At 71.0% G+C, this 23,915-nt stretch carries 16 protein-coding genes; 9 read left to right on the forward strand and 7 right to left on the reverse strand.

The genetic code is table 11. The features are described from left to right. Window positions 1-4: 4 nt before the first annotated feature. From ACWDRW_RS09950 to ACWDRW_RS09975, 6 genes are all read right to left on the reverse strand, one after another. The gene (locus ACWDRW_RS09950) at window positions 5-1,201 is read right to left on the reverse strand and encodes a YncE family protein (protein WP_451721792.1); all 1,197 of its coding nucleotides are present in this window, start codon (window positions 1,199-1,201) and stop codon (window positions 5-7) included. Beyond that, window positions 1,201-1,944: a polysaccharide deacetylase family protein gene (locus ACWDRW_RS09955; protein ID WP_451721793.1), complete on the reverse strand. Its 744-nt coding sequence runs from the start codon at window positions 1,942-1,944 to the stop codon at window positions 1,201-1,203. Before ACWDRW_RS09955 ends, ACWDRW_RS09950 begins: the two co-directional genes overlap by 1 nt. A gap of 81 nt (window positions 1,945-2,025) precedes the next feature. Beyond that, window positions 2,026-2,529: an ATP-binding protein gene (locus ACWDRW_RS09960; protein WP_451721794.1), complete on the reverse strand. Its 504-nt coding sequence runs from the start codon at window positions 2,527-2,529 to the stop codon at window positions 2,026-2,028. A 285-nt stretch (window positions 2,530-2,814) separates the two neighbouring features. Next, complete coding sequence (locus ACWDRW_RS09965) at window positions 2,815-3,582, reverse strand: enoyl-CoA hydratase/isomerase family protein (RefSeq protein ID WP_451721795.1); 768 nt, start codon at window positions 3,580-3,582, stop codon at window positions 2,815-2,817. A 48-nt stretch (window positions 3,583-3,630) separates the two neighbouring features. Further along, the gene (locus ACWDRW_RS09970; RefSeq protein WP_451721796.1) at window positions 3,631-4,863 is read right to left on the reverse strand and encodes a L,D-transpeptidase; all 1,233 of its coding nucleotides are present in this window, start codon (window positions 4,861-4,863) and stop codon (window positions 3,631-3,633) included. A 176-nt stretch (window positions 4,864-5,039) separates the two neighbouring features. Continuing rightward, window positions 5,040-6,284 (reverse strand): Ig-like domain-containing protein, encoded by a 1,245-nt coding sequence (locus ACWDRW_RS09975; protein ID WP_451721797.1) that lies wholly within the window; start codon window positions 6,282-6,284, stop codon window positions 5,040-5,042. Window positions 6,285-6,435: 151 nt separating this feature from the next. On the opposite strand from ACWDRW_RS09975, the gene glgX reads away from it, so the two are divergent. The 7 genes from glgX to ACWDRW_RS10010 all read left to right on the forward strand — a co-directional run bounded on the left by glgX (window position 6,436) and on the right by ACWDRW_RS10010 (window position 18,791). Next, window positions 6,436-8,679: a glycogen debranching protein GlgX gene (gene glgX, locus ACWDRW_RS09980; RefSeq protein ID WP_451721798.1), complete on the forward strand. Its 2,244-nt coding sequence runs from the start codon at window positions 6,436-6,438 to the stop codon at window positions 8,677-8,679. A 138-nt stretch (window positions 8,680-8,817) separates the two neighbouring features. Further along, window positions 8,818-10,212 carry a sulfatase family protein gene (locus ACWDRW_RS09985; protein WP_451721799.1) on the forward strand — a complete coding sequence of 465 codons (1,395 nt, stop codon included), beginning with the start codon at window positions 8,818-8,820 and terminating at the stop codon, window positions 10,210-10,212. A 105-nt stretch (window positions 10,213-10,317) separates the two neighbouring features. After that, window positions 10,318-12,183 (forward strand): ABC transporter ATP-binding protein, encoded by a 1,866-nt coding sequence (locus ACWDRW_RS09990; protein ID WP_451721800.1) that lies wholly within the window; start codon window positions 10,318-10,320, stop codon window positions 12,181-12,183. After that, on the forward strand, window positions 12,180-14,027 hold the full coding sequence (locus tag ACWDRW_RS09995; protein ID WP_451721801.1) for an ABC transporter ATP-binding protein: 1,848 nt from the start codon (window positions 12,180-12,182) through the stop codon (window positions 14,025-14,027). Before ACWDRW_RS09990 ends, ACWDRW_RS09995 begins: the two co-directional genes overlap by 4 nt. 290 nt (window positions 14,028-14,317) lie before the next feature. Continuing rightward, entirely contained in the window at window positions 14,318-16,363 is a 2,046-nt protein-coding gene (locus ACWDRW_RS10000) for a M4 family metallopeptidase (RefSeq protein ID WP_451721802.1), read from the forward strand. 205 nt (window positions 16,364-16,568) lie between these two features. After that, window positions 16,569-18,215 carry a M4 family metallopeptidase gene (locus tag ACWDRW_RS10005; RefSeq protein ID WP_451721803.1) on the forward strand — a complete coding sequence of 549 codons (1,647 nt, stop codon included), beginning with the start codon at window positions 16,569-16,571 and terminating at the stop codon, window positions 18,213-18,215. A 69-nt stretch (window positions 18,216-18,284) separates the two neighbouring features. After that, window positions 18,285-18,791, forward strand: coding sequence for a DUF1990 family protein (locus ACWDRW_RS10010; RefSeq protein WP_451721804.1), 507 nt, complete (start codon window positions 18,285-18,287; stop codon window positions 18,789-18,791). 19 nt (window positions 18,792-18,810) lie between these two features. Here ACWDRW_RS10010 and ACWDRW_RS10015 read toward each other — a convergent pair whose 3' ends face one another. Further along, the gene (locus ACWDRW_RS10015) at window positions 18,811-21,429 is read right to left on the reverse strand and encodes a glycosyltransferase family 1 protein (RefSeq protein ID WP_451721805.1); all 2,619 of its coding nucleotides are present in this window, start codon (window positions 21,427-21,429) and stop codon (window positions 18,811-18,813) included. Window positions 21,430-21,768: 339 nt separating this feature from the next. Between ACWDRW_RS10015 and ACWDRW_RS10020 the strand changes: the two genes are divergently transcribed. Both ACWDRW_RS10020 and ACWDRW_RS10025 read left to right on the forward strand, forming a co-directional pair. Then, window positions 21,769-22,971, forward strand: a complete 1,203-nt coding sequence (locus ACWDRW_RS10020; RefSeq protein ID WP_451721806.1) for a S8 family peptidase — start codon at window positions 21,769-21,771, stop codon at window positions 22,969-22,971. Window positions 22,972-23,205: 234 nt separating this feature from the next. After that, on the forward strand, window positions 23,206-23,915 hold a 710-nt coding region (locus ACWDRW_RS10025), incomplete at its 3' end, for a maltotransferase domain-containing protein (RefSeq protein ID WP_451721807.1).

The raw sequence follows: 23,915 nt of genomic DNA on the forward strand, positions 1-23,915 counted from the left end.
GGCGTCAGCGGAAGATGCCGGTGTGACCCAGCGAGTAGCGCCCCGGCTGCGGGTACACCGCCAGGCCGTGCGGGCCGCTGCCCACGGGGATGCGGGCCAGCTGGCTGCCGGTACGGGTGTCGATGGCGTACACCTCGGCGTCGTAACGCCCCGACAGCCACAGGACCTTGCCGTCCGCCGAGACCCCGCCCATGTCGGGGCTGCCGCCGTCGGGCAGGTGCCACTTCTTGGTGAGCTCGTTCCGGGTGAAGTCGAAGACCGACACCGTGCCCTCGCCGCGGTTGGAGACGTACATCTCGCGCGAGTCGCGGCTGACGTACAGGCCGTGGCAGCCCTTGCCGGTGCGCAGCAGCTTCGGCTCGGCGAAGGAGTCGCCGTCGAGGACCCACATGCCGTCGGCCATCATGTCGGCGATGTAGAACCTCTTGCCGTCCGGGGAGATCTTGACGTCCTGCGGCATGGCGCCGTCGAAGGGGAGCTTCTGCTGCCCGATCACCTTCATCTTCTGGGTGTCGACCTTGAGCAGTTCACCGCTGAACTCGCAGGAGACGATGAAGTACTTGCCGTCCAGCGAGAAGTCGGCGTGGTTGACGCCGTAGCAGGTGACCGGCTCGGTCTTGACCGTCTTCATGGTGTGCGGGTCGCGGAAGACCAGCTCGCGGTCGAGGGAGGCCATCACCACGGCGTACTTGCCGTTGGGCGTGAAGTAGAGGTTGTACGGGTCGTGCACCTCCACCTCCTTGCCCGCCTTGCCGGTCTTCGGGTCGATGGGGGTGAGCGTGTGACCGCGGTTGTTGTTCACCCAGAGGGTCTTCATGTCCCAGGAGGGGACGACGTGCTGGGGCTGCCGGCCGACCGGGATCGTGTCGATGATCTCGTACGTCTTCGGGTCGATGACCGAGACGGTGTCGGACTCGGTGTTGGGGACGTAGACCCGGCTCGGGAAGTCCTTCACCACCGGGGAGAGCTTGTTCGGGCGGTCGGCGGCGTAGACGTCCTTCGGGTCGAGGACCGGGGGCATCCCGGGCAGGCCCTGGACCGGCTTCTTCTTCGGCGGCGCGGGGACCGCGGCGGCCTTGGTGCCACCTGCGTCGGTGGTCTTGTTCCTGGTCTCGGTGCCGCAGGCGGCGAGCACGGCGAGGACGGCGCCGGCGAGGAGGGTCGATCTGACGAGGTTGCGGTGCGGGGGGTAGCGGTGCATCAGCTGAACAACTCCGTGGTGGTGACGGGGATCAGTCCGCGACGGTCGAGGTCGTCGAGTACGGCGGGCAGGGCGGCGACCGTGTCCGGGTAGCCGAAGTGCAGGCTCACGATCGATCCGGGGCGGATGTCCGTGGCCAGCGTGCGGGTGACGGTCTCCGGGCCAGGTGAGGTGAAGTCGAGGGAGTCGACGTCGTAGGAGAGAACGTGGGGGTATCCGGCGTCCCGGGCCAGACGGGCGACGAGCGGGGAGGCCCGGGGAGCCCGGGAGGGGCGGAACCAGGTGCCGATGGAACCGGTGAGGCGGCGCAGGCGCCGGGCACAGGCGGTGATCTCCGCCTGAGCCCGGGCCTTTGGCATCGTGTTGATGTCGAGGTGGTGCTCGGTGTGGTTGCCTAGGTCGTGGCCGCCGTCGAGGACGCGGCGGGCGAGGCGGGGGTTCGCGTCGAGCCAGCTGCCCACGGCGAGGACGGTGAGGTGGGCGCCTCGGCGCTCGGCTTCCTCGAGGATCGCGTCGGCGGTGGCGGGGTCGCCGTCGCCGTGGAAGGTGAGGGCCACCCGGGGGGTGTCGCGGGGGCCGTGGGTGAGGTGGGCGGCGTGGCCCGGAATGCGGCGGGGGGTGCGGTGCGCGGGGGCGACGTGGTGGGCGACGGCGCCGGTGGTGGTGCAGGCGGCGGTGAGGGCCGTGGCGGTGACGAGTCCGGCGGCTGCGCTGAGGACCGTCCGGCGGTCGGTCGTGGTCACCTGCCCTATTTAAGGGCGGATGGGGTGGAATTCGGGCGATTGGTCCGCTTGGTGGCGGTGCCCTCGACGCGGAGGGGAGCGTCAGCGGTCCGCGACCCGCATCTCGAACCAGGTCGTCTTGCCCCGCGGCAGCAGGTCCACTCCCCAGCGGTCGGCCAGTTTGTCCACCAGGAACAGACCCCGGCCGCTGATGTCCATCTCCTGAACCGGCATCAGACAGGGCAGGCCCCGCGAGGGATCGCGGACCTCGATACGGATCCAGCCGCGCCGCCGACGCATCCGGAGGCCGAACACCCGGGCGCCGGTGTGGCGGACCGCGTTTCCCACCAGTTCCGAGACCAGTAAGACGGCGTCCTCCGTCATTTTCGCCGTCAGGCCCCACTGGCGCAGTACCACTACCTGGGCGAGCCGTCGAGCCGTCGCCGCCGACTCCGGGCGGGAAGGGAGCACCACCTCAGCCTCCGTGGGATTGCCGAACAACTCCAGCGCCCTCAAGGCGTGTTCGTCCTCGACCGCAGGCGACCAGCGCGCCGCGGTCGCACGGCTGTGTCCCCGCGGCTGTTCGATACCCTCCAGCCCCGCCATGCCCCCATCATGGCCGCCCAGAGCACGCTCCGGGGCCGTTCCCGCGGAATACGCCCCCCGGAATCCACCATTCCGCGAGCGTCGATCGGCATATGCCAGAGGCAGTTCGGAGTCTTCCACAGCCCGTCTGACCTGCGGCGGAGGCTCTGCTGACGGCAATCGACGGGCCTCCTCGACAAGACAGGCTTAAGGCTCAGTTAAGGCTGCCATAAACCGTCCCATCGAGGGACCCGGATCAGACATCACGTCAATTGCAAGCACTTTTACCGGATCAGGCGCCCCGGTTCAGAGGAACTTCGCCTTGCCCGGGCCTTCCTCCACGAAGCTCCGCATCCCGCGCTCCCGGTCCTCGGTCGCGAACAGGCCGGCGAACCAGTTCCGTTCCACCGCGAGGCCCGTCTCGATGTCGGTCTCGAGGCCGGTGTCGACGGACTCCTTCGCCGCGCGCAGCGCGAGCGCCGGCCCCTGGGCGAGTTTCGCGGCCCACTCGTGCGCGGCGGTGTACACCTCCTCGGCCGGGACCACCCGGTCCACCAGGCCGAGGGACAGCGCCTCGTCCGCCTTGACCATCCGGCCGGTGAAGATGAGGTCCTTGGCCTTCGACGGGCCGACCAGACGGGACAGCCGCTGGGTGCCGCCCGCGCCCGGGATCAGACCGAGCAGGATCTCCGGCTGGCCGAGCTTGGCGTTCTCCCCGGCGATCCGGAAGTCCGCGCAGAGCGCCAGCTCGCAGCCGCCGCCGAGGGCGTACCCCGTCACCGCCGCCACCACCGGCTTGGGGATGCGGGCCACGGCGGTGAAGGAGTCCTGCAGGGCACGGGCGCGCAGGACCATGGCCGTGTGGTCCATGGCCTGCATCTCCTTGATGTCCGCGCCGGCCGCGAACACCTTCTCGCCGCCGTAGATCACCACGGCGCGCACATCGTCGCGGCGGCTCGCCTCCTCGGCCAGCTCCTTGAGCCGGTCCTGGGTGGCGACGTCCAGCGCGTTCATCGGGGGGCGGTCCAGGCGGAGCGTGCCCACGCCCTCGGCGACTTCGAGATTCACGGTCATGCCCCGCAGGTTAACGGTGACTAACCCCCGGCAGAACCCCGGCCCCCGCTACTTCGTCCACTCCTCCCAGGACATGTTCCAGCCGTTGAGGCCGTTGTCCGGGGCGATCGTCGCGTCGTTGGAGTTCTTCACGACCACCACGTCGCCGATCATGGAGTGGTCGAAGAACCAGGCGGCCGGGGTCTTGCTGTCCCAGGCGCCCTTCACATCGCGCAGGCCGACGCAGCCGTGGCTGGCGTTGTAGTTGCCGAAGGCGTCGCCGCCCCAGTAGTTGCCGTGGATGAAGGTGCCGGACTGGCTCAGGCGCATGGCGTGCGGGACGTCGTCGATGTCGTACTCGCCGTCGTAGCCGACCGTGTCGCCGTTCATCCGGGTCTCGACGAACTTCTCGGTGATGACCATCTGGCCGTTCCAGGTGTCGTACCCGGGCTTGCCGGTGGTGACGGGGAGGGTCTTGACGACCTTGCCGTCCTGCATGACCTTCATCTTCCTGGTCTTCACGTCGACGACGGAGACCTGGTCGCGCCCGATGGTGAAGTCGACGGTCTTGTCCTGCTCGCCGTAGACGCCGTCCCGGCCCTCGACGCCGTCGAGGTTGAGACGGACGGTGACCTTGGTGCCTTCCTTCCAGTACTTCTCGGGGCGGAAGTCGAGGCGGTCGTTGCCGAACCAGTGGCCCTGGACGTCCACGGCCGGCTCGGTCTTGATGGTGACGGCCTTCTCGACCTCGTCCGGGTTGGTGATGCCCCGGTCGAAGCGGAGCGAGAAGGACATCCCGACGCCGACCTTGGAGCCGTCCTCGGGGGTGAAGGTGCCGAGGAAGGTGTTCTGAGGCGTGAGGGTGGTGAAGCTGGAGTCCTCGGTGGTCTCGCGGCCCTCGGAGTCCTTCGCGACCGCGTGCACGGTGTACTTCGTGGACGCCGCCAGATGCGTGGACGGCGTCCAGGAGGCGCCCCCGTCGGTGATCTTCCCCGATATCGCCCTGCCCTTGGGGTCCTTCACGACGACCTCGGACAGCTTGCCCTTGGCGGCGCTGACCTCGAGGGCGCCGCTGGTCTCGACGGACTTGGCGCCGTCCTTCGGGGCTATGGAGACCACGGCCTGCGACGGCTTGCTGTCGGCCTGCCCGGAGGTGCCCCCGGACTTGCCCTTCCCGTCGCCGGAGCCCGAGTCCGAGCCCCCGCCGCACGCGGTGACGGCCAGCAGGAGGCCCCCCGCGAGCACCGCGGCAAGCCTCCTGCGCCCCCCAACCGACGCCCCCGATATCGGTCGCACGTTCAAGTCCTTCTCTCCCCTCGCCGGGCCCGGTCAGGCCCCCCGCCCCCGCGCGTCGGCAGGCGCTCGGCGCATATTAACCACAAGGTCATCTCGCTCAGCGCCCCGCGTTTGTCACCGTTCCGTACCGAGTGGGGTACCGACTTGGACGGAAAGGGGCGCCAAGTGGTGCCCGTGTCCCGTTACTTCACCGCACTCCCGGCCTTCCACGCCTTCCAGTCCATATTCCATCCGCCCAGGCCGTTGTCGGGAGCGACCTTCTTGTCCTTGCTGTGGACGACCTCGACGACGTCCCCGATCAGGCTGCGGTCGAAGAACCAGCCGGCGGGCGTGTCCGAGCCCCCGCCCTTGACGTCCCTGAGCCCCACGCAGCCGTGGCTCACGTTGACCTTCCCGAAGGCGTCCGGCGCCCAGTAGTTGCCGTGCAGGAAGGTGCCGGACCGGGTCAGCCGCATGGCGTGCGGGACGTCGGGGATGTCGTACTCGCCCTTGCCGTCGTTGTCGGTGAAGCCGACCGTCGCGCCGTTCATCCGGGTCACTTCGAGCATCTCGGTGACCACCATCTTGCCGTTGTACGTCGTGGTCTTCGGGGCGCCCGCCGTGATCGGCACGGTGGCGAGCAGCTCGCCGTCGCGCCGGACGTCCATGGTGTGCGCGGCCGCGTCGACGGTGGAGACCTGATGGCGGCCGACGGTGAAGGAGAACGTCTTGTACTGCAGGCCGTAGACCCCGGGCGCGCCCTCCACGTCACGGAGTTTGAGCGAGACGGTGACCTGGGTGCCGGGCTTCCAGTACCGCTCGGGGCGGAAGTCGAGGCGGCCCTTGCCGAACCAGTGCGGCCGGATCTCCACGGCCGGGCGGGCCGTCACATGGACGGCCCGTTCGACGGCGGCGCGGTTCTCGATCTCCCGGTTGAACTCCAGGGAGACGATCATTCCGGTGCCTACGGTGGCGCGGTTCTCGGGGGTCACGTACCCGATGAAGCGCTCCTCGGGGACGTAGGTGGCGAAGGTGGTGTGCCGGGCGGAGCGGCGGCCGTGGCCGTCGAGGGCGACGACGTCGACCGTGTAGCGGGCGGCGAGCGCCAGCTGCCGGTCGTCGGGTTCCCAGCGCAGCCCGTCGGCGGAGATGTGCCCGGGGACCGGGGTCTCCTGGGCGTCCTGGGACTTGACGACCTTCACGGACTCCAGGCGCCCGCTGGGCACCCGGACCCGCAGCTCCTCCTCGGGGTCCACCCCCTTGCTGCCGTCGTCCGGGGAGACCTGGATCACCTCCTTGGGTGCCGGGGGTCTGCCCAGCCCGCCCAGCCCCACCCCGCCGGGGGTGTCCGAAGTGCAGCCGGCCGCTCCGGCCAGCAGTCCTGCCCATGTCAGTACGGCGGCCAGTGCGGCCCCCGCGCGCCGCGCGCGCCCTTGTACGTGCCTCACGACGAGCCCAACGACCGGGCACGCTCCGGGGAAACGTGAGTGCGAGCCAAGCGCTGGGCAGAACAGTGGGGAGGACGACGCGACGGGGAGCCGCTTCCGGGACTCGGCATGCCCGTTTCCACGTCGTTCCGAGAGCCGTGGGAGGCCGAAGGTGTCGAGCAGCGCAGCCGAGCGTGAGGCAGTGGCTCAGGAGCGTGCCGTGCAGGGCCCGGCGCCCGTACGGAACGGAACAGCGCGCCGGACACCGGGCGTGCCCGTGTGGCCGGGCGCGCCGACTCCGCTGGGCGCCCGCTTCCGGGTGGGCCCCGACGGGGTGGCCGGGACCAACTTCGCGCTGTGGGCGGGCGGCGCCGAGGCGGTCGAGCTGTGTCTGTTCGACGAGTCGGGCAGGGAGACCCGGGCCAAGCTGACCGAGCTGACGCACGAGATCTGGCACGGTTTCGTGCCCGGCGTGATGCCGGGACAGCGCTACGGCTTCCGGGTGCACGGCCGCTGGGATCCGTGGACCGGCGCCCGCTGGAACCCGGCCAAGCTGCTGCTCGACCCGTACGCCCGCGCGGTGGACGGCGACTTCGGGCTGCCGCCGGAGGTGTACGGCCATGTCCGGGACTGGCCGCAGCAGCAGGTCGCGGACACCGTCCGGGACGACCGGGACTCGGCGCCGTACGTCCCCAAGGGCGTCGTGGTCCACGACGACGACGACTGGACGGACGACCGGCGGCCCAAGACCCCGTGGGCGGACTCGGTCATCTACGAGGTGCACGTGCGGGGCTTCACCAAGCTGCACCCGGGGATCCCGGAGGAGCTGCGCGGGACGTACGCCGGTCTCGCGCACCCGGCGGCGATCGAGCACCTGGTCAAGCTGGGCGTGACGGCGGTGGAGCTGCTGCCGGTCCACCAGTTCGCGCACGAGGACCATCTGCTGCGGCGCGGCCTGAAGAACTACTGGGGCTACAACTCCATCGGCTACTTCGCCCCGCACGCCGGGTACGCGGCCTCGGGGACGACCGGTCAGCAGGTCGGCGAGTTCAAGCGGATGGTGCGGGCGCTGCACGAGGCCGGGATCGAGGTCATCCTCGACGTGGTCTACAACCACACGGCGGAGGCGGGCGAGCTGGGGCCCACGCTGTCTTTGAAGGGCATCGACAACCGGGGCTACTACCGGCTCCAGGGCGACGCGCGCCGATACGCCGACTACACCGGCTGCGGCAACACGCTCCACGTGGTCCAGCCGCACGTCCTGCGGCTCATCACCGACTCCCTGCGCTACTGGGTCACGGAGATGGGCGTCGACGGCTTCCGCTTCGACCTCGCCGCCGCGCTGGCCCGCTCCATGCACGACGTCGACATGCTCTCCCCCTTCCTCGCCGTCATCGCCCAGGACCCCCTGCTGAGCCGGGTGAAGCTGATCGCCGAGCCGTGGGACGTGGGTTCCGGCGGCTACCAGGTCGGCGCCTTTCCCCCGCTGTGGACCGAGTGGAACGACCGGTACCGCAACGCCGTCCGGGACTTCTGGCGCGGCGCGCTGCCGGACGTGCGGGATCTCGGCTACCGGCTGTCGGGCTCCAGCGACCTGTACGCGTGGGGCGGCAGGCGGCCGTACGCCTCGGTGAACTTCGTGACCGCCCATGACGGTTTCACCCTGCGCGACCTCGTCTCCTACGAGCGCAAGCACAACGAGGCCAACGGCGAGGGCAACCGCGACGGCACGGACGACAACCGGGCCTGGAACTGCGGCGCCGAAGGGGAGACGGACGACGAGGGCGTACGGGGGCTGCGGCGGCGGCAGTTGCGGAACCTGCTGACGACCCTGCTGCTGTCCACGGGCGTGCCGATGCTGGTCGCGGGCGACGAGCTGGGGCGGACCCAGCGCGGCAACAACAACGCCTACTGCCAGGACAACGAGATCAGCTGGCTGGACTGGGGGTTGCTGGACGACCCGGGCTGGAAGGCGCTGTTCGAGCTGACCTCACGGCTGATCGAGCTGCGCCACCGGCATCCGGTGCTGCGCCGCCGGGCCTTCTTCTCCGGGCGCGCGCACTCGGCGGACGGGCTGCGGGACCTGGCCTGGTTCACCGCGCGGGGCACCGAGATGACGGAAGGGGACTGGTACGCGCCCGCGGCCACGCTCGGGATGTACCTGTCCGGGCGGGACATCCCCGGCCGGGACGAGCGGGGCGCGCCGATCGTGGACGACAGTTTCCTGGCCGTCCTGCACGCCGGGGACCGCCCGGCGAGCTTCGTGCTGCCGGCGCCGCCGTGGGCGGAGGAGTACGAACTGGTCGTCGACACCGCACGGGAGGAGCAGGACGAGGCGCCGGGCGAGGTCCATCGCGCGGGGACGGCGATCACGGTGCCGGGGCGGGCGGTGCTGCTGCTGAGGGTGGTCGGCTGAACCGCGTCTGCCGAGGGGGCATGGCGGGTCCGGTGTCGAGGGGCGTTGCGGTTCCCGTGTTGAAGGAGCATTGCGGGTCCGTGAACTCCCGGCCGGATTCCTGGCCGTGGCCCGGGGCCCGCTGATCAACTGAAGCGCATGCCCGAGATATCCCGCCGTGCCTTCGGTGGTCTCGTCGGCGGCGGTGCCGTGTCCGCCGTCGCCGCCACGACCACCGCGGCCGAAGCCGCCGAACGCCCCTTCAGGGCCCGCCCCGCCTCCTCCCGGCGTCCGAACATCCTGGTGATCCTGGGCGACGACCTCGGCTGGGCCGATCTGTCGTCGTACGGCGCCCCGCACATCCGCACCCCGCACCTGGACCGGCTGGCCCGGCAGGGCGTGCGCTTCACCGACGCCTACTCCGGCTCGGCGACCTGCTCCCCGACCCGGTTCAGCCTGTACACCGGCCGCTATCCGGGCCGTACGCGCGGCGGGCTCGCCGAGCCCATCGCCAACCGGTCGCAGGGGCTCGACCCGCGCCACCCCACCCTCGCCTCCCTGCTGAGGAAGGCCGGTTACTCCACCGCGCTCATCGGCAAGTGGCACTGCGGCTGGCTGCCCGACTACAGCCCCACCAAGTCGGGCTGGGACGAGTTCTTCGGCAACTTCGGGGGCGTCCTGGAGTACTTCTCCAAGCTGGGCCAGCTCGGCACGTACGACCTTTACGAAGGGGACGCCGAGTACCGGGACCTGCGGTACTACACCACCGTCCTGACCGAGCGGGCCGTCGAGTACGTCGGCCGCGACCACGACGCGCCCTGGCTGCTGAACCTCAACTTCACCACACCGCACTGGCCCTGGCTGGCCGAGGGCGACGAGGAGGCCGGCGCCGCGATCGCGGCGAAGATACGGGCAGCAACCTCCCAGGCCGAGGTCAGCAAGGCGCTGTTCCATTACGACGGCGGCTCGGTCGCCAAGTACGTCGAGATGGTCCAGGACCTGGACGCCGCCGTCGGCGAGGTCCTCGACGCCCTGCGCCGGTCCGGGCAGGAGGAGGACACGCTCGTGCTGTTCGCCAGCGACAACGGTGGCGAGCGCTTCTCCTACAACTGGCCGCTCAGCGGCGCCAAGTCCGGGCTGCTGGAGGGCGGCATCCGGGTGCCGGCGATCCTGCGCTGGCCGGCCCGGATCGACGGCCGCCAGGTCAGCCATGAGCCGAACTTCTCCCCCGACTGGACGGCGACCCTGCTGGAGATCGGCGGCGCCCGGCCGGACCCCGCCTACCCGCTGGACGGAACGAGTCTCGCCGGATACCTGCTGCGCGGCGAGGAGGTGCCGGAGCGCGATCTGTTCTGGCGGGTGCGGGCGGGGCGGGCGCTGCGGCGCGGGGACTGGAAGTACTTCCGGGACGCGGCGGGCGCGGACCACCTGTACGACCTGGCCGCCGACCAGCGTGAGCAGGCCGACCGCGCCGAGGACGAGCCCGAGCTGCTGGCCGAGCTGAGAGGGGCCTGGGAGGAGATCGCGGGCGGGCTGCTGCCGTATCCCTCCTGAGCCTGTCCGGCCCCTCGAACGCGCAGGTCGTAGGACCAGCGGAGGAGAGGGGTACGGCCAAAACTCGGTGGGCGTTGTCAGTGGCTATCCGTAGGCTCGCTGCTGATGCCGACGACACCTGGAAACGCAGCGGAACGCTCCGCCGTCCGGACCTTGTTGCGCCTGTGGCCGTATGTGCGGCCCGTGCGGGCGCGGCTGTTCACCGCCGCATTCGTGGCGATCCTCGCCTCGTGCGTGGGGCTGGTGATCCCGCTCGTCCTGAAATGGATGGTGGACGGCCCGGTCGCCGACCGGGACCCGGCCGGGGTGTGGCTCGGGGCGCTGTTCCTGCTGCTGCTCGGGGTCGGTGAGGCCCTGCTGTTCGGGCTGCGGCGGTGGCTGGTGGCCCGGCCGTTGTCGCATGTCGAGGCGGAGATGCGGGCGGGGCTCTACCGGCATCTGCAGCGGCTTCCGGTCGCCTTCCACGACCGGTGGGCGTCCGGGCAGTTGCTGTCCCGGGCGACGACCGACCTGATGCTGCTGCGCATGTTCCTCGCGTTTCCGCTGACGTTCCTGCTGGTCAACGGCGTGACCATCCTGGTCGGCGTCGTCATCATGCTGCTCCAGGACTGGACACTGGGGCTGGTGATCCTCGGGCCCGCCCTGCCGGTGATCGTGATGTGCGTGGTCTTCGAGAAGCGGTACGCCGAGGTGGCCCGGCGAGCGCAGGACCAGGTCGGGGATCTGACGACCGTGGTCGAGGAGAGCGTGCTCGGGATCCGGATCATCAAGGGGTTCGGGCGGCACCGGAGCCAGGCGCGGGCGTTCCGGGAGCTGTCGTGGACGCTGCGGGGGACGGAGTTGCGCAAGGCCCGGCTGCTGGCGGTCATCTGGGCGGTGATCGTGACGCTGCCCGAGGTGGCGGTGGGGGCGGCACTGGTGGTGGGGTGCGTGCAGGTCGCGGACGGGGCGCTGTCCGCGGGCACCCTGGTCGCCTTTCTGTCCACGGCGCTCGCCCTGAGGTGGCCCGTCGAGTCGATCGGGTTCCTGCTCGCGATGAGCCAGGAGGCGGCAACCGCCACGGAGCGGTACTTCGAGGTGATGGACGAGGAGCCGGAGTCGGCCGAGCAGCGAAGCACGCGGCCCTCGGCGACCCGGGGGCTCCGCTTCGAGAACGTCACCTTCCGTTACCCGGACGCTCCCTCCGGCTCCCCGCCCGTCCTCGACCGCATCGACCTGCACATCCTCCCCGGCGAGTCCATGGCCCTCGTCGGCGCGACCGGGTCCGGGAAGACCACGCTCACCGCGCTCGTGCCCCGGTTGCACGAGGTCACCGAGGGGCGGATCACGCTCGACGGGGAGGACGTCATGGCGATGTCCCGCGAGGAGCTGCGCTCCCGGGTCGCCGTCGCCTTCGAGGAACCCACCCTCTTCTCCGCCTCCGTCGGGGAGAACGTGCTCATGGGCGCCGACGACGCGGCCGGCGCCGCAGAGCTGCGGCGGGCCCTCTCCGTCGCCCAGGCCGACTTCGCGCACGCCCTCCCGGACGGCACCGACACCCAGGTCGGCGAGCAGGGGCTCAGCCTCTCCGGTGGGCAGCGACAGCGGCTGGCGCTCGCCAGGGCCGTCGTGGGACGGCCGCGGTTCCTGGTGCTGGACGATCCGCTGTCCGCCCTGGACGTGCACACCGAGGCCGCCGTGGAGGCCGCCCTGCGGGACGTGCTCGCGGAGACCACCGCGCTGATCGTGGCGCACCGCCCCTCCACGGTGCTGCTCGCCGACCGCGTCGCGCTGCTGTCCGGCGGGCGGATCACCGCGGTCGGCACCCATCACGAACTGCTGCGCACGAACGCCGAGTACGCCCATCTGATGTCGGGAGCGGACGAGGAGCCGCACCGGACGCGGGGACCGCACCAGGAACCCCACCCGACCCCGGAACCGGACCAGAAGCCCCACCCGACGCCGCGACCCGACCAGGAGGCCCGTCGATGACCGCGCCCACCACCACGGCACCGGCCACGGACGAGCCCCGCCGCGAGCGGTCCGGCGACCCGTTCGACCAGGACGTGCTGCCCACCGCTCCGGGCGCCACCGGCGCGCTGCTGCGGTCGCTGCTCGCCCCGATGAGGGCCCGCGTCGCGCTCACCACGCTGCTGCTGCTCGTCCAGCAGGCGGCCGTACAGGCGGGCCCGCTGCTGGTGGCGTACGCCATCGACGAGGCCGTGCCCGCGTTCCGCCGCGACGACCACGGCCCGCTGATCGCGGTGGCCGTGGGCTATCTGCTGTGCGCGGCCCTGTCCGGCGCGCTGCAGTACGCGTTCGTCATCACCGCCGCCCGGGTCAACCAGGACGTGCTGCTGGACCTGCGCGGCCGGATCTTCCGGCACGCCCAGGCGCTGAGCCTCGACTTCCACGAGCGCTACACGAGCGGCCGCCTGATCTCCCGGTCCACCACGGACGTGGAGTCGCTGCGGGAGCTGCTCAGCGAGGGGCTCCAGGAACTCGTCACGGTCATCCTGTCGTTCGTCTACATCTCGGCCATGCTGCTCTGGCTGGACCTCGGGCTCGGCGCGGTCGCGGTGGCCTCCTTCGTGCCGCTGTACCTGCTCATGCGCGGCTACCAGCGGCGCGCGGGTCGGGTGTACCGGGTGCGGTCGACCGCCATCGCAGCGGTGATCGTGAAGTTCGTGGAGACGATGAACGGCATCCGGCCGGTGCGCGCGTTCCGCCGCGAGGCCGTCAACGACGCCGACTTCGCCGTACTCAACAAGCGGCACGAGCGCACCAACGGCGACGCGCTGCTGGAGATGGCCCGGTACGTCGTCGGCTCCCGGCTGGTCGCCAACACGGCTGTCGCGCTGATCGTGCTGTGGGGTGCCCACCGGGTCGCGGGCGACACCCTGGCGCTCGGCGTGCTGGCCGCGGCGGTGCTGTACCTGCGGCGGCTGTACGACCCGATCGACCGGCTCGGCATGTTCCTCAACTCCTACCAGTCGGCGGCGGCCTCCCTGGAGAAGATCGCGGGCCTGCTGGCGCAGACCCCGTCCGTGCCCGAGCCCTCGGCTCCCCGGCAGCTCCCGGCTCTCGAGTCCGAGCACCCCGGCCGCGAGGTCGTCTTCGACGGCGTGCGGTTCGCCTACCGCACCGGCGGCGAGGTGCTGCCCACCTTCGACCTCACCCTTCCGGCCGGGCAGACGGTCGCCGTGGTCGGCTCGACCGGCGCCGGCAAGTCGACGCTGGCGAAGCTGCTCGCCCGGTTCTACGACCCCTCCGAGGGCCGGGTGCTGCTCGACGGGGTGGACCTGCGGGAGCTGTCCATGGCCGAGCTGCGGCGCGGGGTGGTGATGGTGACCCAGGAGGCGTTCCTGTTCTCCGGCACGGTCGCGGAGAACATCGCCCTCGGGCGGCCGGACGCCGACCGGGAGGAGATCGAGCGGGCCGCGAAAGCCATCGGCGCCCATGAGTTCATCAGCGCCCTGCCCGACGGCTACGACACGGACGTCCGCAAGCGGGGCGGCCGTATCTCGGCCGGGCAGCGTCAACTGGTGGCGTTCGCACGGGCGTTGCTCGCCGATCCGGCGGTGCTGATCCTGGACGAGGCGACCAGCTCGCTGGACATCCCGGGCGAGCGGGCGGTGCAACGCGCGATGGCGACGGTGCTGCACGGGCGCACGGCCGTGGTGATCGCGCACCGGCTGTCCACCGTGGAGATCGCGGACCGGGTGCTGGTCATGGAGCACGGGCGGATCGTCGAGGACGGCTCCCCCGCCGAACTCATCGCGGGGACCGGGCGGTTCGCGGATCTGCACCGGGCGTGGCGGGACAGCCTGGCGTGAGCGCGCCCGCTCGGCTGGCGTAACCCTACAAAGTCACACGTCCGTATAGCGAACATGAACTCCCGGACAACGAACGATTTCCGGCCAACTTTCTGACGCGCCCCTGACAGAACCGGCGATCTCCTGCCACTCTTCCCACGGCCGCTTCACAGCAACCCCATAGTTCGCCCGCTGGGCGGCCGACGCTCCCGCACGTGGTTCTGCGCACCACCCTGCTCTGCCCGGTCGGCCGATCCGCCGACCGGTCTCCCCTGGCCGCGCGATCCGCGGCCGCGCAGAAGGAGTCGGTTTTGAGAAGCAGTTCCTCAGACAGACGCACCTCCCACAGATCCACCACCCGCCGGGCCGCCGCCGTCGCCCTCGTCGGGGTCTCCGCCCTGGTCGCCGCGGCCGTGCAGTCCGGCGCCGCCACCGCCGCCCCGGAGAAGGCACCGTCGGCCGCGGGCAAGGTCATCCCGGGCTCCGAGTCGGTCAAGCTCACCCCCGCCCAGCGGGCCGAGCTGATCCGCACGGCGAACGCCGCCAAGGCGGACACCGCCCGCGAACTGGGCCTCGGCGCCAAGGAGAAGCTGGTCGTCCGTGACGTCCTCAAGGACGGCAACGGCACGATCCACACGCGCTACGAGCGCACCTACGACGGCCTGCCGGTCCTCGGCGGCGACCTCGTCGTCAAGAGCACCAAGGCGGACGCGACGGCCGCCGTCGTGAAGGCCACCAAGAAGGCCATCGCGCCGGCCACCACCAAGGCCGCCGTCTCCGCGGCGAAGGCCGAGCGGCAGGCGCTGGCCGCGGCGAAGGCGGAGCACGCCAAGGACGCGGACGTCAACCGTGCTCCCCGCAAGGTGATCTGGGCCGCGAGCGGCACCCCGAAGGTCGCCTTCGAGACGGTCGTCGGCGGATTCCAGCACGACGGCACCCCGCAGGAGCTGCACGTCGTCACCGACGCCACCACGGGCGAGAAGCTGTACGAGTGGGAGGCCATCGAGACCGGCACCGGCAACACGGTGTACTCCGGCACGGTCCCGCTGACGACCACGCAGTCCGGGTCGACGTACAACCTCACCGACGGCGCGCGCGGCAACCACAAGACGTACAACCTCAACCGCGGCACGTCCGGCACCGGCACGCTCTTCTCCGGTCCGGACGACGTCTGGGGCAACGGCAGCCCGTCCAACCTGGAGTCGGCCGCCGCCGATGCCCACTACGGCGCCGCGCTGACCTGGGACTACTACAAGAACGTGCACGGCCGCAGCGGCATCCGCGGTGACGGTGTGGGCGCCTACTCCCGGGTCCACTACGGCAACAACTACGTCAACGCGTTCTGGTCCGACAGCTGCTTCTGCATGACCTACGGTGACGGCTCGGGCAACGCCAACCCGCTGACCTCGATCGACGTGGCCGCGCACGAGATGACCCACGGTCTCACCTCCAACACCGCGGGCCTCGTCTACAGCGGCGAGTCCGGCGGTCTGAACGAGGCGACCTCCGACATCTTCGGTTCGACCGTCGAGTTCTACGCCAACAACTCCTCCGACGTCGGTGACTACCTCATCGGCGAGGAGATCAACATCAACGGCGACGGCACCCCGCTGCGCTACATGGACAAGCCGAGCAAGGACGGCTCGTCCAAGGACAGCTGGTACTCGGGCATCGGCTCGATCGACGTGCACTACTCGTCGGGCCCGGCCAACCACTTCTTCTACCTGCTGAGCGAGGGCAGTGGCACCAAGACCATCAACGGTGTCACCTACAACTCGCCCACCGCGGACGGCCTTCCGGTCACCGGCATCGGCCGGGACAAGGCGGAGAAGATCTGGTTCCGCGCGCTGACCACGAAGTTCACCTCGAACACCAACTACGCGGGCGCCCGCACCGGCACCCTCGCGGCGGCCGGTGAGCTGTACGGCACCACCAGCCCCGAGTACGCGGCGGTGCAGCACGCCTGGGCGGGCGTCGCGGTGGGCTCGCGTCCCGGCGGCGGTGGCGGTACGTCCTTCGAGAACACCGCCGACGTGGCCATTCCGGACCGGGGCGCGGCGGTCACCTCGCCGATCACCGTCTCCGGGCGGACGGGCAACGCGCCGTCGAACCTCGCCGTGGCGGTCGACATCGTCCACACCTACATCGGTGACCTCCAGGTCCAGCTCGTCGCGCCCGACGGCACGGCGTACACCCTCAAGGGCTACGGCACCGGCGGAAGTTCGGACAACATCAACACCACGTACACGGTGAACGCCTCCTCCGAGGTCGCCAACGGCACCTGGCTGCTGCGGGTCCAGGACAACGCGGCCATCGACACCGGCTACATCAACAGCTGGAAGCTGACGTTCCCGTAGAACGTCCCGCTCCCTCCTGAACAGGGCGCCGTCCCGGTGGTTCAACTCCCCGGGACGGCGCCCGCTTTACCTTTCTGAAACGTTCACCGGACAGCCAGGTTTCGGCCAACATCATCGGGGGGTCCTGACATGTACGCGTCCCAGGTGTCACTCTTCCCTCACCCGCCGCACAACTTCCCAGCCCTCCCCCACAAAAGGAGCTTGTGTGACCCCCCGCTACGCGCGTCACCAGCGCACCACCCTGGCCATCGCCACCGCGATCGCGGCCGGAGCCCTCCTCACCACCGGCCTGACCAGCACCGGTGCCGCCGCCAAGACCGACCCGGCCGCGGGCGCCACCCCGGTCCAGCTCACCGCCGCCGCCCGCACCGCGCTGATCGGGCAGGCGTCCACCGAGGCGCCCGCCACGGCGGACGCGATAGGCCTCGGCGCCCAGGAGAAGCTGGTCGTCAAGGACGTCGTCAAGGACGCCGACGGCACCACCCACACCCGCTACGAGCGCACCTACGCCGGCCTCCCCGTCCTCGGGGGCGACCTGATCGTCCACGAGACCGCGTCCGGGAGGACCACGGGCGTCACCAAGGCGACCAAGGCCGCCGTCAAGGTCGCCGACCTGACCGCGGACGTCACCAAGGCCGCCGCCGAGCAGCAGGCCGTCAAGGCCGCCCAGGCGGAGGGCTCCACCAAGTCCGCCGCGGACAAGGCCCCGCGCAAGGTCGTCTGGGCCGCGAGCGGCACGCCGAGACTCGCCTACGAGACGGTCGTCGGCGGATTCCAGCACGACGGCACCCCGCAGGAACTGCACGTCGTCACCGATGCGCGGACAGGCGAGAAGCTGTACGAGTGGGAGGCGATCCAGACCGGCTCCGGCAACAGCCAGTACAGCGGCACGGTGACCATCGGCACCTCGCTCTCGGGCTCCACCTACCAGCTGAACGACGCCTCGCGCGGCGCCCACAAGACGTACAACAAGGCGCGCTCCACCTCCTCCTCGGCGGGCACCCTCTTCACCGACGCGGACGACACCTGGGGCACCGGAGCCGCGTCCAGCTCCTCCACCTCCCAGACCGCCGCCGTGGACGCCCACTACGGCGCCCAGGTCACCTGGGACTTCTACAAGAACGTCCTCGGTCGCAACGGCATCAAGAACAACGGCGTCGCCGCCTACTCCCGGGTCCACTACGGCAACGCCTACGTCAACGCCTTCTGGTCCGACAGCTGCTTCTGCATGACGTACGGCGACGGCGCGGGCAATGTGAAGCCGCTGACGTCCCTGGACGTCGCCGGGCACGAGATGACGCACGGCGTCACCTCCAACACCGCCGGGCTCAACTACTCGGGCGAGTCGGGCGGCCTGAACGAGGCGACCTCGGACATCTTCGGCACGGCCGTCGAGTTCTACGCGGCCAACTCCAAGGACACCGGCGACTACCTCATCGGTGAGAAGATCGACATCAACGGCGACGGCACCCCGCTGCGCCACATGGACCAGCCCAGCAAGGACGGCTCCTCCGCCAACTACTGGTCCTCCTCGCTGGGCAGCCTGGACGTGCACTACTCGTCCGGCCCCGCGAACCACTTCTTCTACCTGCTCAGCGAGGGCAGCGGCGCCAAGACCATCAACGGCGTCAGCTACAACTCGCCCACGTACAACGGCTCCGCGGTCACCGGCATCGGCCGGGACAAGGCGGTCAAGATCTGGTACAAGGCGCTCACCACGTACATGACCTCGACCACCAACTACAAGGCCGCCCGCACGGCCACGCTGAGCGCGGCCTCCGCCCTGTACGGCTCCGGCAGCACCGAGTACAACGCGGTCGCCGCGGCCTGGACGGCGGTCAACGTCAGCTGACCGACACCGCGTCGGCCGGCGGCACCCGGGACGAAGGCGGCCCCGGGTGCCGCCGTACGCTAAGGCCCCATGGCCTTCTCGTACGACCACGTCGGCGCCACCCGGGACCCCGAGTTCTGCCCGCCCGGCTTCCACCCCCTGCACGTGCGCACCCGCCTCGGCGAGGGTCAGGAGGTCTTCCGCCGGGCCTCCGAGTCCGTACTGACCTGGGGCATGCACCGGGCGATGGGCGTCGGCATCGACGCCTCCGCCGAACGGGCGGCGCCCGGCGTGGACGTCACGGTCACCCTGGCCGGTGTCATCAAGGCGCCGTGCCGCGTGGTGTGGACCGTGGAGGAACACCGCCGGGCGGGCTGGGCGTACGGCACGTTGGCCGGCCACCCGGAGTGCGGGGAGGAGGCCTTCCTCGTGGACCGCACCGGGGACGGCACCGTGTGGCTGACGGTGCGCGCCTTCAGCCGGGGCGCGAAGTGGTACGCCAAGGCGGGCGGTCCGGCCACGCGCGGCCTGCAACAGGCGTACGCCCGGCGGTGCGGGGTGATACTGCGCAGGCTGTGCGGGGACGCCGAGGAGTGACGCCCCCGCCGATCGAGCCTCAGCGCATGAGCACTCCGGCGCCCTCCACCACGTCCTGCGAGGGCGAGGCCACCAGACCCAGTTCCGCGCCGGACGCCAGCAGCCGGTGCGCCGGAAGGATCCGTACCGTGTAGCCGTACGGACCGGTGCGGTCCAGGGACAGCGGGCCCTCGTACACCCAGCGTCCGTCCAGATCGGGGCCGCCCGTCGACTTCAACGGGACCGTCGCCGCGTCGGTGATGCGGTCCTCGGCGTCCACCCGGCCGGAGACCACCTGCACCTCGACGTCCTCGGGACCGAGGTCGCCGAGGCCCACACGGACCCGCAGGCTCAGGGTCGTGCCCAGTTCCGCGGTGGTCGTGGCCACCGAGGTCTCCACGTGGTCGACCGTCACCCCGTGCCAGGCGCCGCGCACCCGCGCCTTCCACCGAGCCAGTTCCCGCGCCGCCTCCGCGTCCATCGAGCGGTGGGCGAGCGCGGCAGGGGTGTAGAGGCGCTCGACGTACTCCCGCACCATCCGCCCGGCCAGCACCTTCGGGCCGAGCAGGGTGAGGGTCTGGCGGACCATCTCGATCCAGCGGTCCGGCAGCCCGCCCTGGCCGCGCTCGTAGAAGCGCGGGGTGACCCGCTGCTCCATCAGGTCGTACAGCGCCGCCGCCTCGATGTCGTCGCGCCGGTCCGCGTCGGTCGCGGAGCCGTCGGCCGTGGGGATCGCCCAGCCGAAGTCCGGCTGGAACCACTCGTCCCACCAGCCGTCCAGCACCGACAGGTTGAGGCAGCCGTTCAGGGCCGCCTTCATTCCGCTCGTCCCGCACGCCTCCAGCGGCCGGAGCGGATTGTTCAGCCAGATGTCGCAGCCCGGGTACAGCTTCTGCGCCATGGCCATGCCGTAGTCGGGCAGGAAGACGATGCGGTGGCGCACCCGCGGGTCGTCCGCGAACCGCACCAGGTCCTGGATGAGCCGCTTGCCGCCGTCGTCCGCCGGGTGCGCCTTGCCCGCCACCACGATCTGCACCGGCCGCTCGGGGTGCAGCAGCAGGTCCATCAGCCGGTCGCGGTCGCGCAGCATCAGCGTGAGCCGCTTGTACGACGGGACGCGCCGGGCGAAACCGATGGTGAGGACGTCGGGGTCGAGCACCCCGTCGATCCACCCCAGCTCGGCGCTGCCGGCGCCGCGCTGCCGCCACGAGGCCCGCAGCCGCTCGCGCACCTCCACCACCAGCTGCTCGCGCAGGACCCGGCGCAGCTCGAAGATCTCCTGGTCGGGGATGTCCGCCACCGCGTCCCAGCGGTCCGAGCCGCCGACGGTGAGGGCGTCCTCGGTGCGCTGGGCGCCGATCTGCTTGGCGCCGAGCCGGAACACCTCGGGGGCGACCCAGGTCGGGGCGTGGACGCCGTTGGTGACCGAGGTGATCGGCACCTCGTCGGCGTCGAAGCCCGGCCACAGGCCGGAGAACATCTCGCGGCTGACGTTGCCGTGCAGCAGCGAGACCCCGTTGGCCCGCTGGCCGAGGCGCAGGCCCATCACCGCCATGTTGAAGACGTTGGGCTCGCCGCCCGAGTAGGTCTCCATGCCGAGCTGGAGGATCCGTTCGACGTCGATGCGCGGCAGTTCGGCGTCGGGTCCGAAGTGGCGGGCGACCAGTTCGCGGTCGAAGCGGTCGATACCGGCGGGGACGGGCGTGTGGGTGGTGAACACCGTCCCGGCCCGCACCGCCTCGAGCCCCGCGTCGAAGTCGAGCCCCCGGTCGGCGAGCTCGGCGATCCGCTCCAGGCCGAGGAAGCCCGCGTGCCCCTCGTTGGTGTGGAAGACCTCGGGTTCCGCGTGCCCGGTCAGCCGGCAGTACGTCCGGACCGCGCGCACACCTCCTATGCCGAGGAGCATTTCCTGGAGCAGCCGGTGCTCGCTGCCGCCGCCGTAGAGCCGGTCCGTCACCCCGCGTTCGCCGAGGTCGTTCTCCTCCACGTCGGAGTCGAGCAGCAGCAGCGGGACCCTGCCGACCTGGGCCAGCCAGATCCGGGCGTGCAGCGCGCGGCCGCCGGGCAGCGCGAGGGAGACCTGGGCGGGGGTGCCGTCGTCCTCCCGGAGCAGGGCCACCGGCAGTTCGTTGGGGTCGAGGACCGGGTAGTGCTCCTGCTGCCAGCCGTCCCTCGAAAGGGTCTGCCGGAAGTAGCCGTGCCGGTACAGCAGACCCACTCCGATGAGCGGAACCCCGAGGTCGCTGGCCGCCTTCAGGTGGTCGCCGGCCAGGATGCCGAGGCCTCCGGAGTACTGCGGCAAGGCGGCGGTGATACCGAACTCGGGGGAGAAATAGGCGACGGCGGCGGGCAGTTCGGAGGACTGGGCCTGATACCAGCGGTCCCCGGAGACATAGTCGTTCAGGTCGTCGGCCACCGCGCCCAGACGGCGCAGGAAGCGGCGGTCCTCGGCCAGCTCGGCCAGTCTCCCGGGCGCCACACTGCCCAGGAGCCGTACGGGGTCACCGTCCGAGGAGGCCCAGCGCTCGGGGTCGACGGACTGAAAGAGGTCGCGGGTCTCCGCATGCCAGGACCAGCGCAGATTGCGCGCCAGGTCGCTGAGCGGCCGGAGGGGTTCGGGGAGAACGGGACGGACGGTGAATCGACGGATCGCCTTCACATTCCACCTCGGCAGGCGTGCGGAAGAGGACGCACGGCGGTGTGCGTCCTGTCATCATCTGCACGGTATCGGTGCGGGCGCTCTGTAACCACGGCGCCTTTCCCCGCGTCTCCATCCGGTCTCGACTCGGACTCCACCCGGGCGACATGCGCACTCCGTCCGAAAAGAGCCGCAACCTTCACGGATCCGCCATCGCCGGTATGGCCGATTCCGCCCCTGTAGGCGTCCTTGTGGCGACTTTGCCCGCCACGAGAGGCTGCACATGGCGTTCCGGCCCGCGCCGGGTGCACCCGGCGGTCAGCGGTGGCCGGACGCCGTATCGAGGAGGGGACTCGAACCATGGCACGGACGCGAAGCATGCGTCTGCGCTGGGCGGGGGGCCTGACCGCGGTGACCTGTGCCGCGGCACTTTCGGCCATCAGCCCGCCCGCGCACGCCGCACCGGAGGGGCTCATCGTCGGCGCCGGCCGGCCCGGCTCCGTCAGCGGAAGCTACCTGGTGACACTCAAGGGGGGAACACAGGCTCCGTCGGCGGCCGGAAAAGGCCTCGCCGCGACGTACGGGGCGAAAATCAGCCACACTTACGACACGGTCCTGAACGGCTACGCGATCAGGGCGAGCGAGAGACAGGCCGAACGCCTCGCGGCCGACCCGCGGGTCGCCTCGGTCGTCCAGGACACCCGGGTGACGCTGGAGCGAACCCAGAAGAACCCGCCGTCCTGGGGCCTGGACCGGATCGACCAGCGCAGTCTGCCGCTGAACAACCGGTACACCTGGCCGGACTCCGGGGGTACCGGGGTGACGGTGTACGTGATCGACACCGGCGTCCGCATCTCGCACAAGGATTTCGGCGGCCGCGCGAGTTACGGCTGGGACTTCGTCGGGGGCGACAAGTCGGCGGGCGACGGCAACGGCCACGGCACGCATGTCGCGGGCACGGCCGCCGGGTCCAAGTACGGGGTCGCCAAACGGGCGAAGGTGGTTTCCGTGCGCGTCCTCGACAACGCGGGCGCCGGCACCACGGCCCAGGTCATCGCCGGCATCGACTGGGTGACCCGGAACGCCAGGAAGCCCGCGGTCGCCAATGTCAGCCTGGGCGGCAGCTACAACGCCCAGCTGAACGCGGCCGTCCGCAACTCCATCGCCTCCGGCGTCACCTACACGGTCGCCGCGGGCAACGACGGTCTCCCCGCGGGCCTGTACTCACCGGCGAGCGTGGGCCCGGCCCTCACGGTCGGCGCCACCGACCGCGAGGACGCACGGGCGAGCTTCTCGAACCACGGCTCCTCGCTCGACCTGTTCGCCCCGGGCGTGGCGATCACCTCGTCGTCGTACGCGGGCGACAGCGCCAAGGCGACCTACTCCGGTACGTCGATGGCGGCGCCGCACGCGGCGGGCGCGGCCGCGCTCTATCTCGCCGACCACCGCAAGGCCACTCCCGCACAGGTGTCCAAGGCGCTCGTGGCCGGGGCGGCGAACGGAAGGGTCTCCGGGCGCGGGCCCGGCTCACCGAACAAACTTCTGCAGGTACCGGGCTCGTAGTGGCCTGTTCGCGACCTGTTGAGGACAGCACGCAAGGATCGGCCCCGTCTGTCCCGGACGGGGCCGGTCTTGTGTGCAGACATACATGTGAGTAGTTAGCAAAGTGCCGGATTGCTCACCCGAATAGGGTGGGAAGGCTCCTCCGGTACACCACAGGCACGCCACAGCTGCACCCGCAGGACCCACCTCCCCACAGCCATCCGCCCACCCACGTTGACGCGGACAGGAGCGGTCATGCCCGCCACGCACCACTCGTCAGCACCTCCGACGCGCAAGTCCGAAGCGCCTCAAGTACGCGGCCCGGCCGCCGCGGAGCCACCCTCCGCCGCCGGCCCTCAAGTCATCGGACGCATCCCCGTCCTCGATGTCCGCCCGCTCGTCCAGGGTGGCCGCCGGCCGGCCAAGGCGGTGGTCGGCGAGACGTTCGAGGTCTCGGCGACCGTGTTCCGCGAGGGGCACGACGCCGTGGCCGCCAATGTCGTCCTGCGGGACCCCGAGGGCCGGCCGGGCCCCTGGACGCCGATGCGCGAACTGGCGCCGGGCACCGACCGCTGGGGCGCCGACGTCACCCCGGACGCCCCGGGACTGTGGACGTACACCGTGGAGGCGTGGGGCGATCCGGTCACCACCTGGCGCCACCACGCCCAGATCAAGATCCCCGCGGGGATGGACACGGAGTTGGTCCTGGAGGAGGGCGCCCGGCTGTACGAACGGGCGGCCACCGAGGTCCCCGCGGAGCAGCGGCGGATCCTGCTCACCGCGGTCGAGCACCTCCGCGACGACACCCGGCCCCCGGCCGCGCGGCTCGCGGCGGCCCTGACTCCGCCCGTGGACGAGGTGTTGTCGCGGTATCCGTTGCGGGAGTTGGTCACCGCCTCCGATCCGCTGCCTTTGCTGGTCGAGCGGGAACGGGCCCTGTACGGCTCCTGGTACGAGTTCTTCCC

This window comes from Streptomyces sp. NPDC003635, assembly GCF_053587635.1.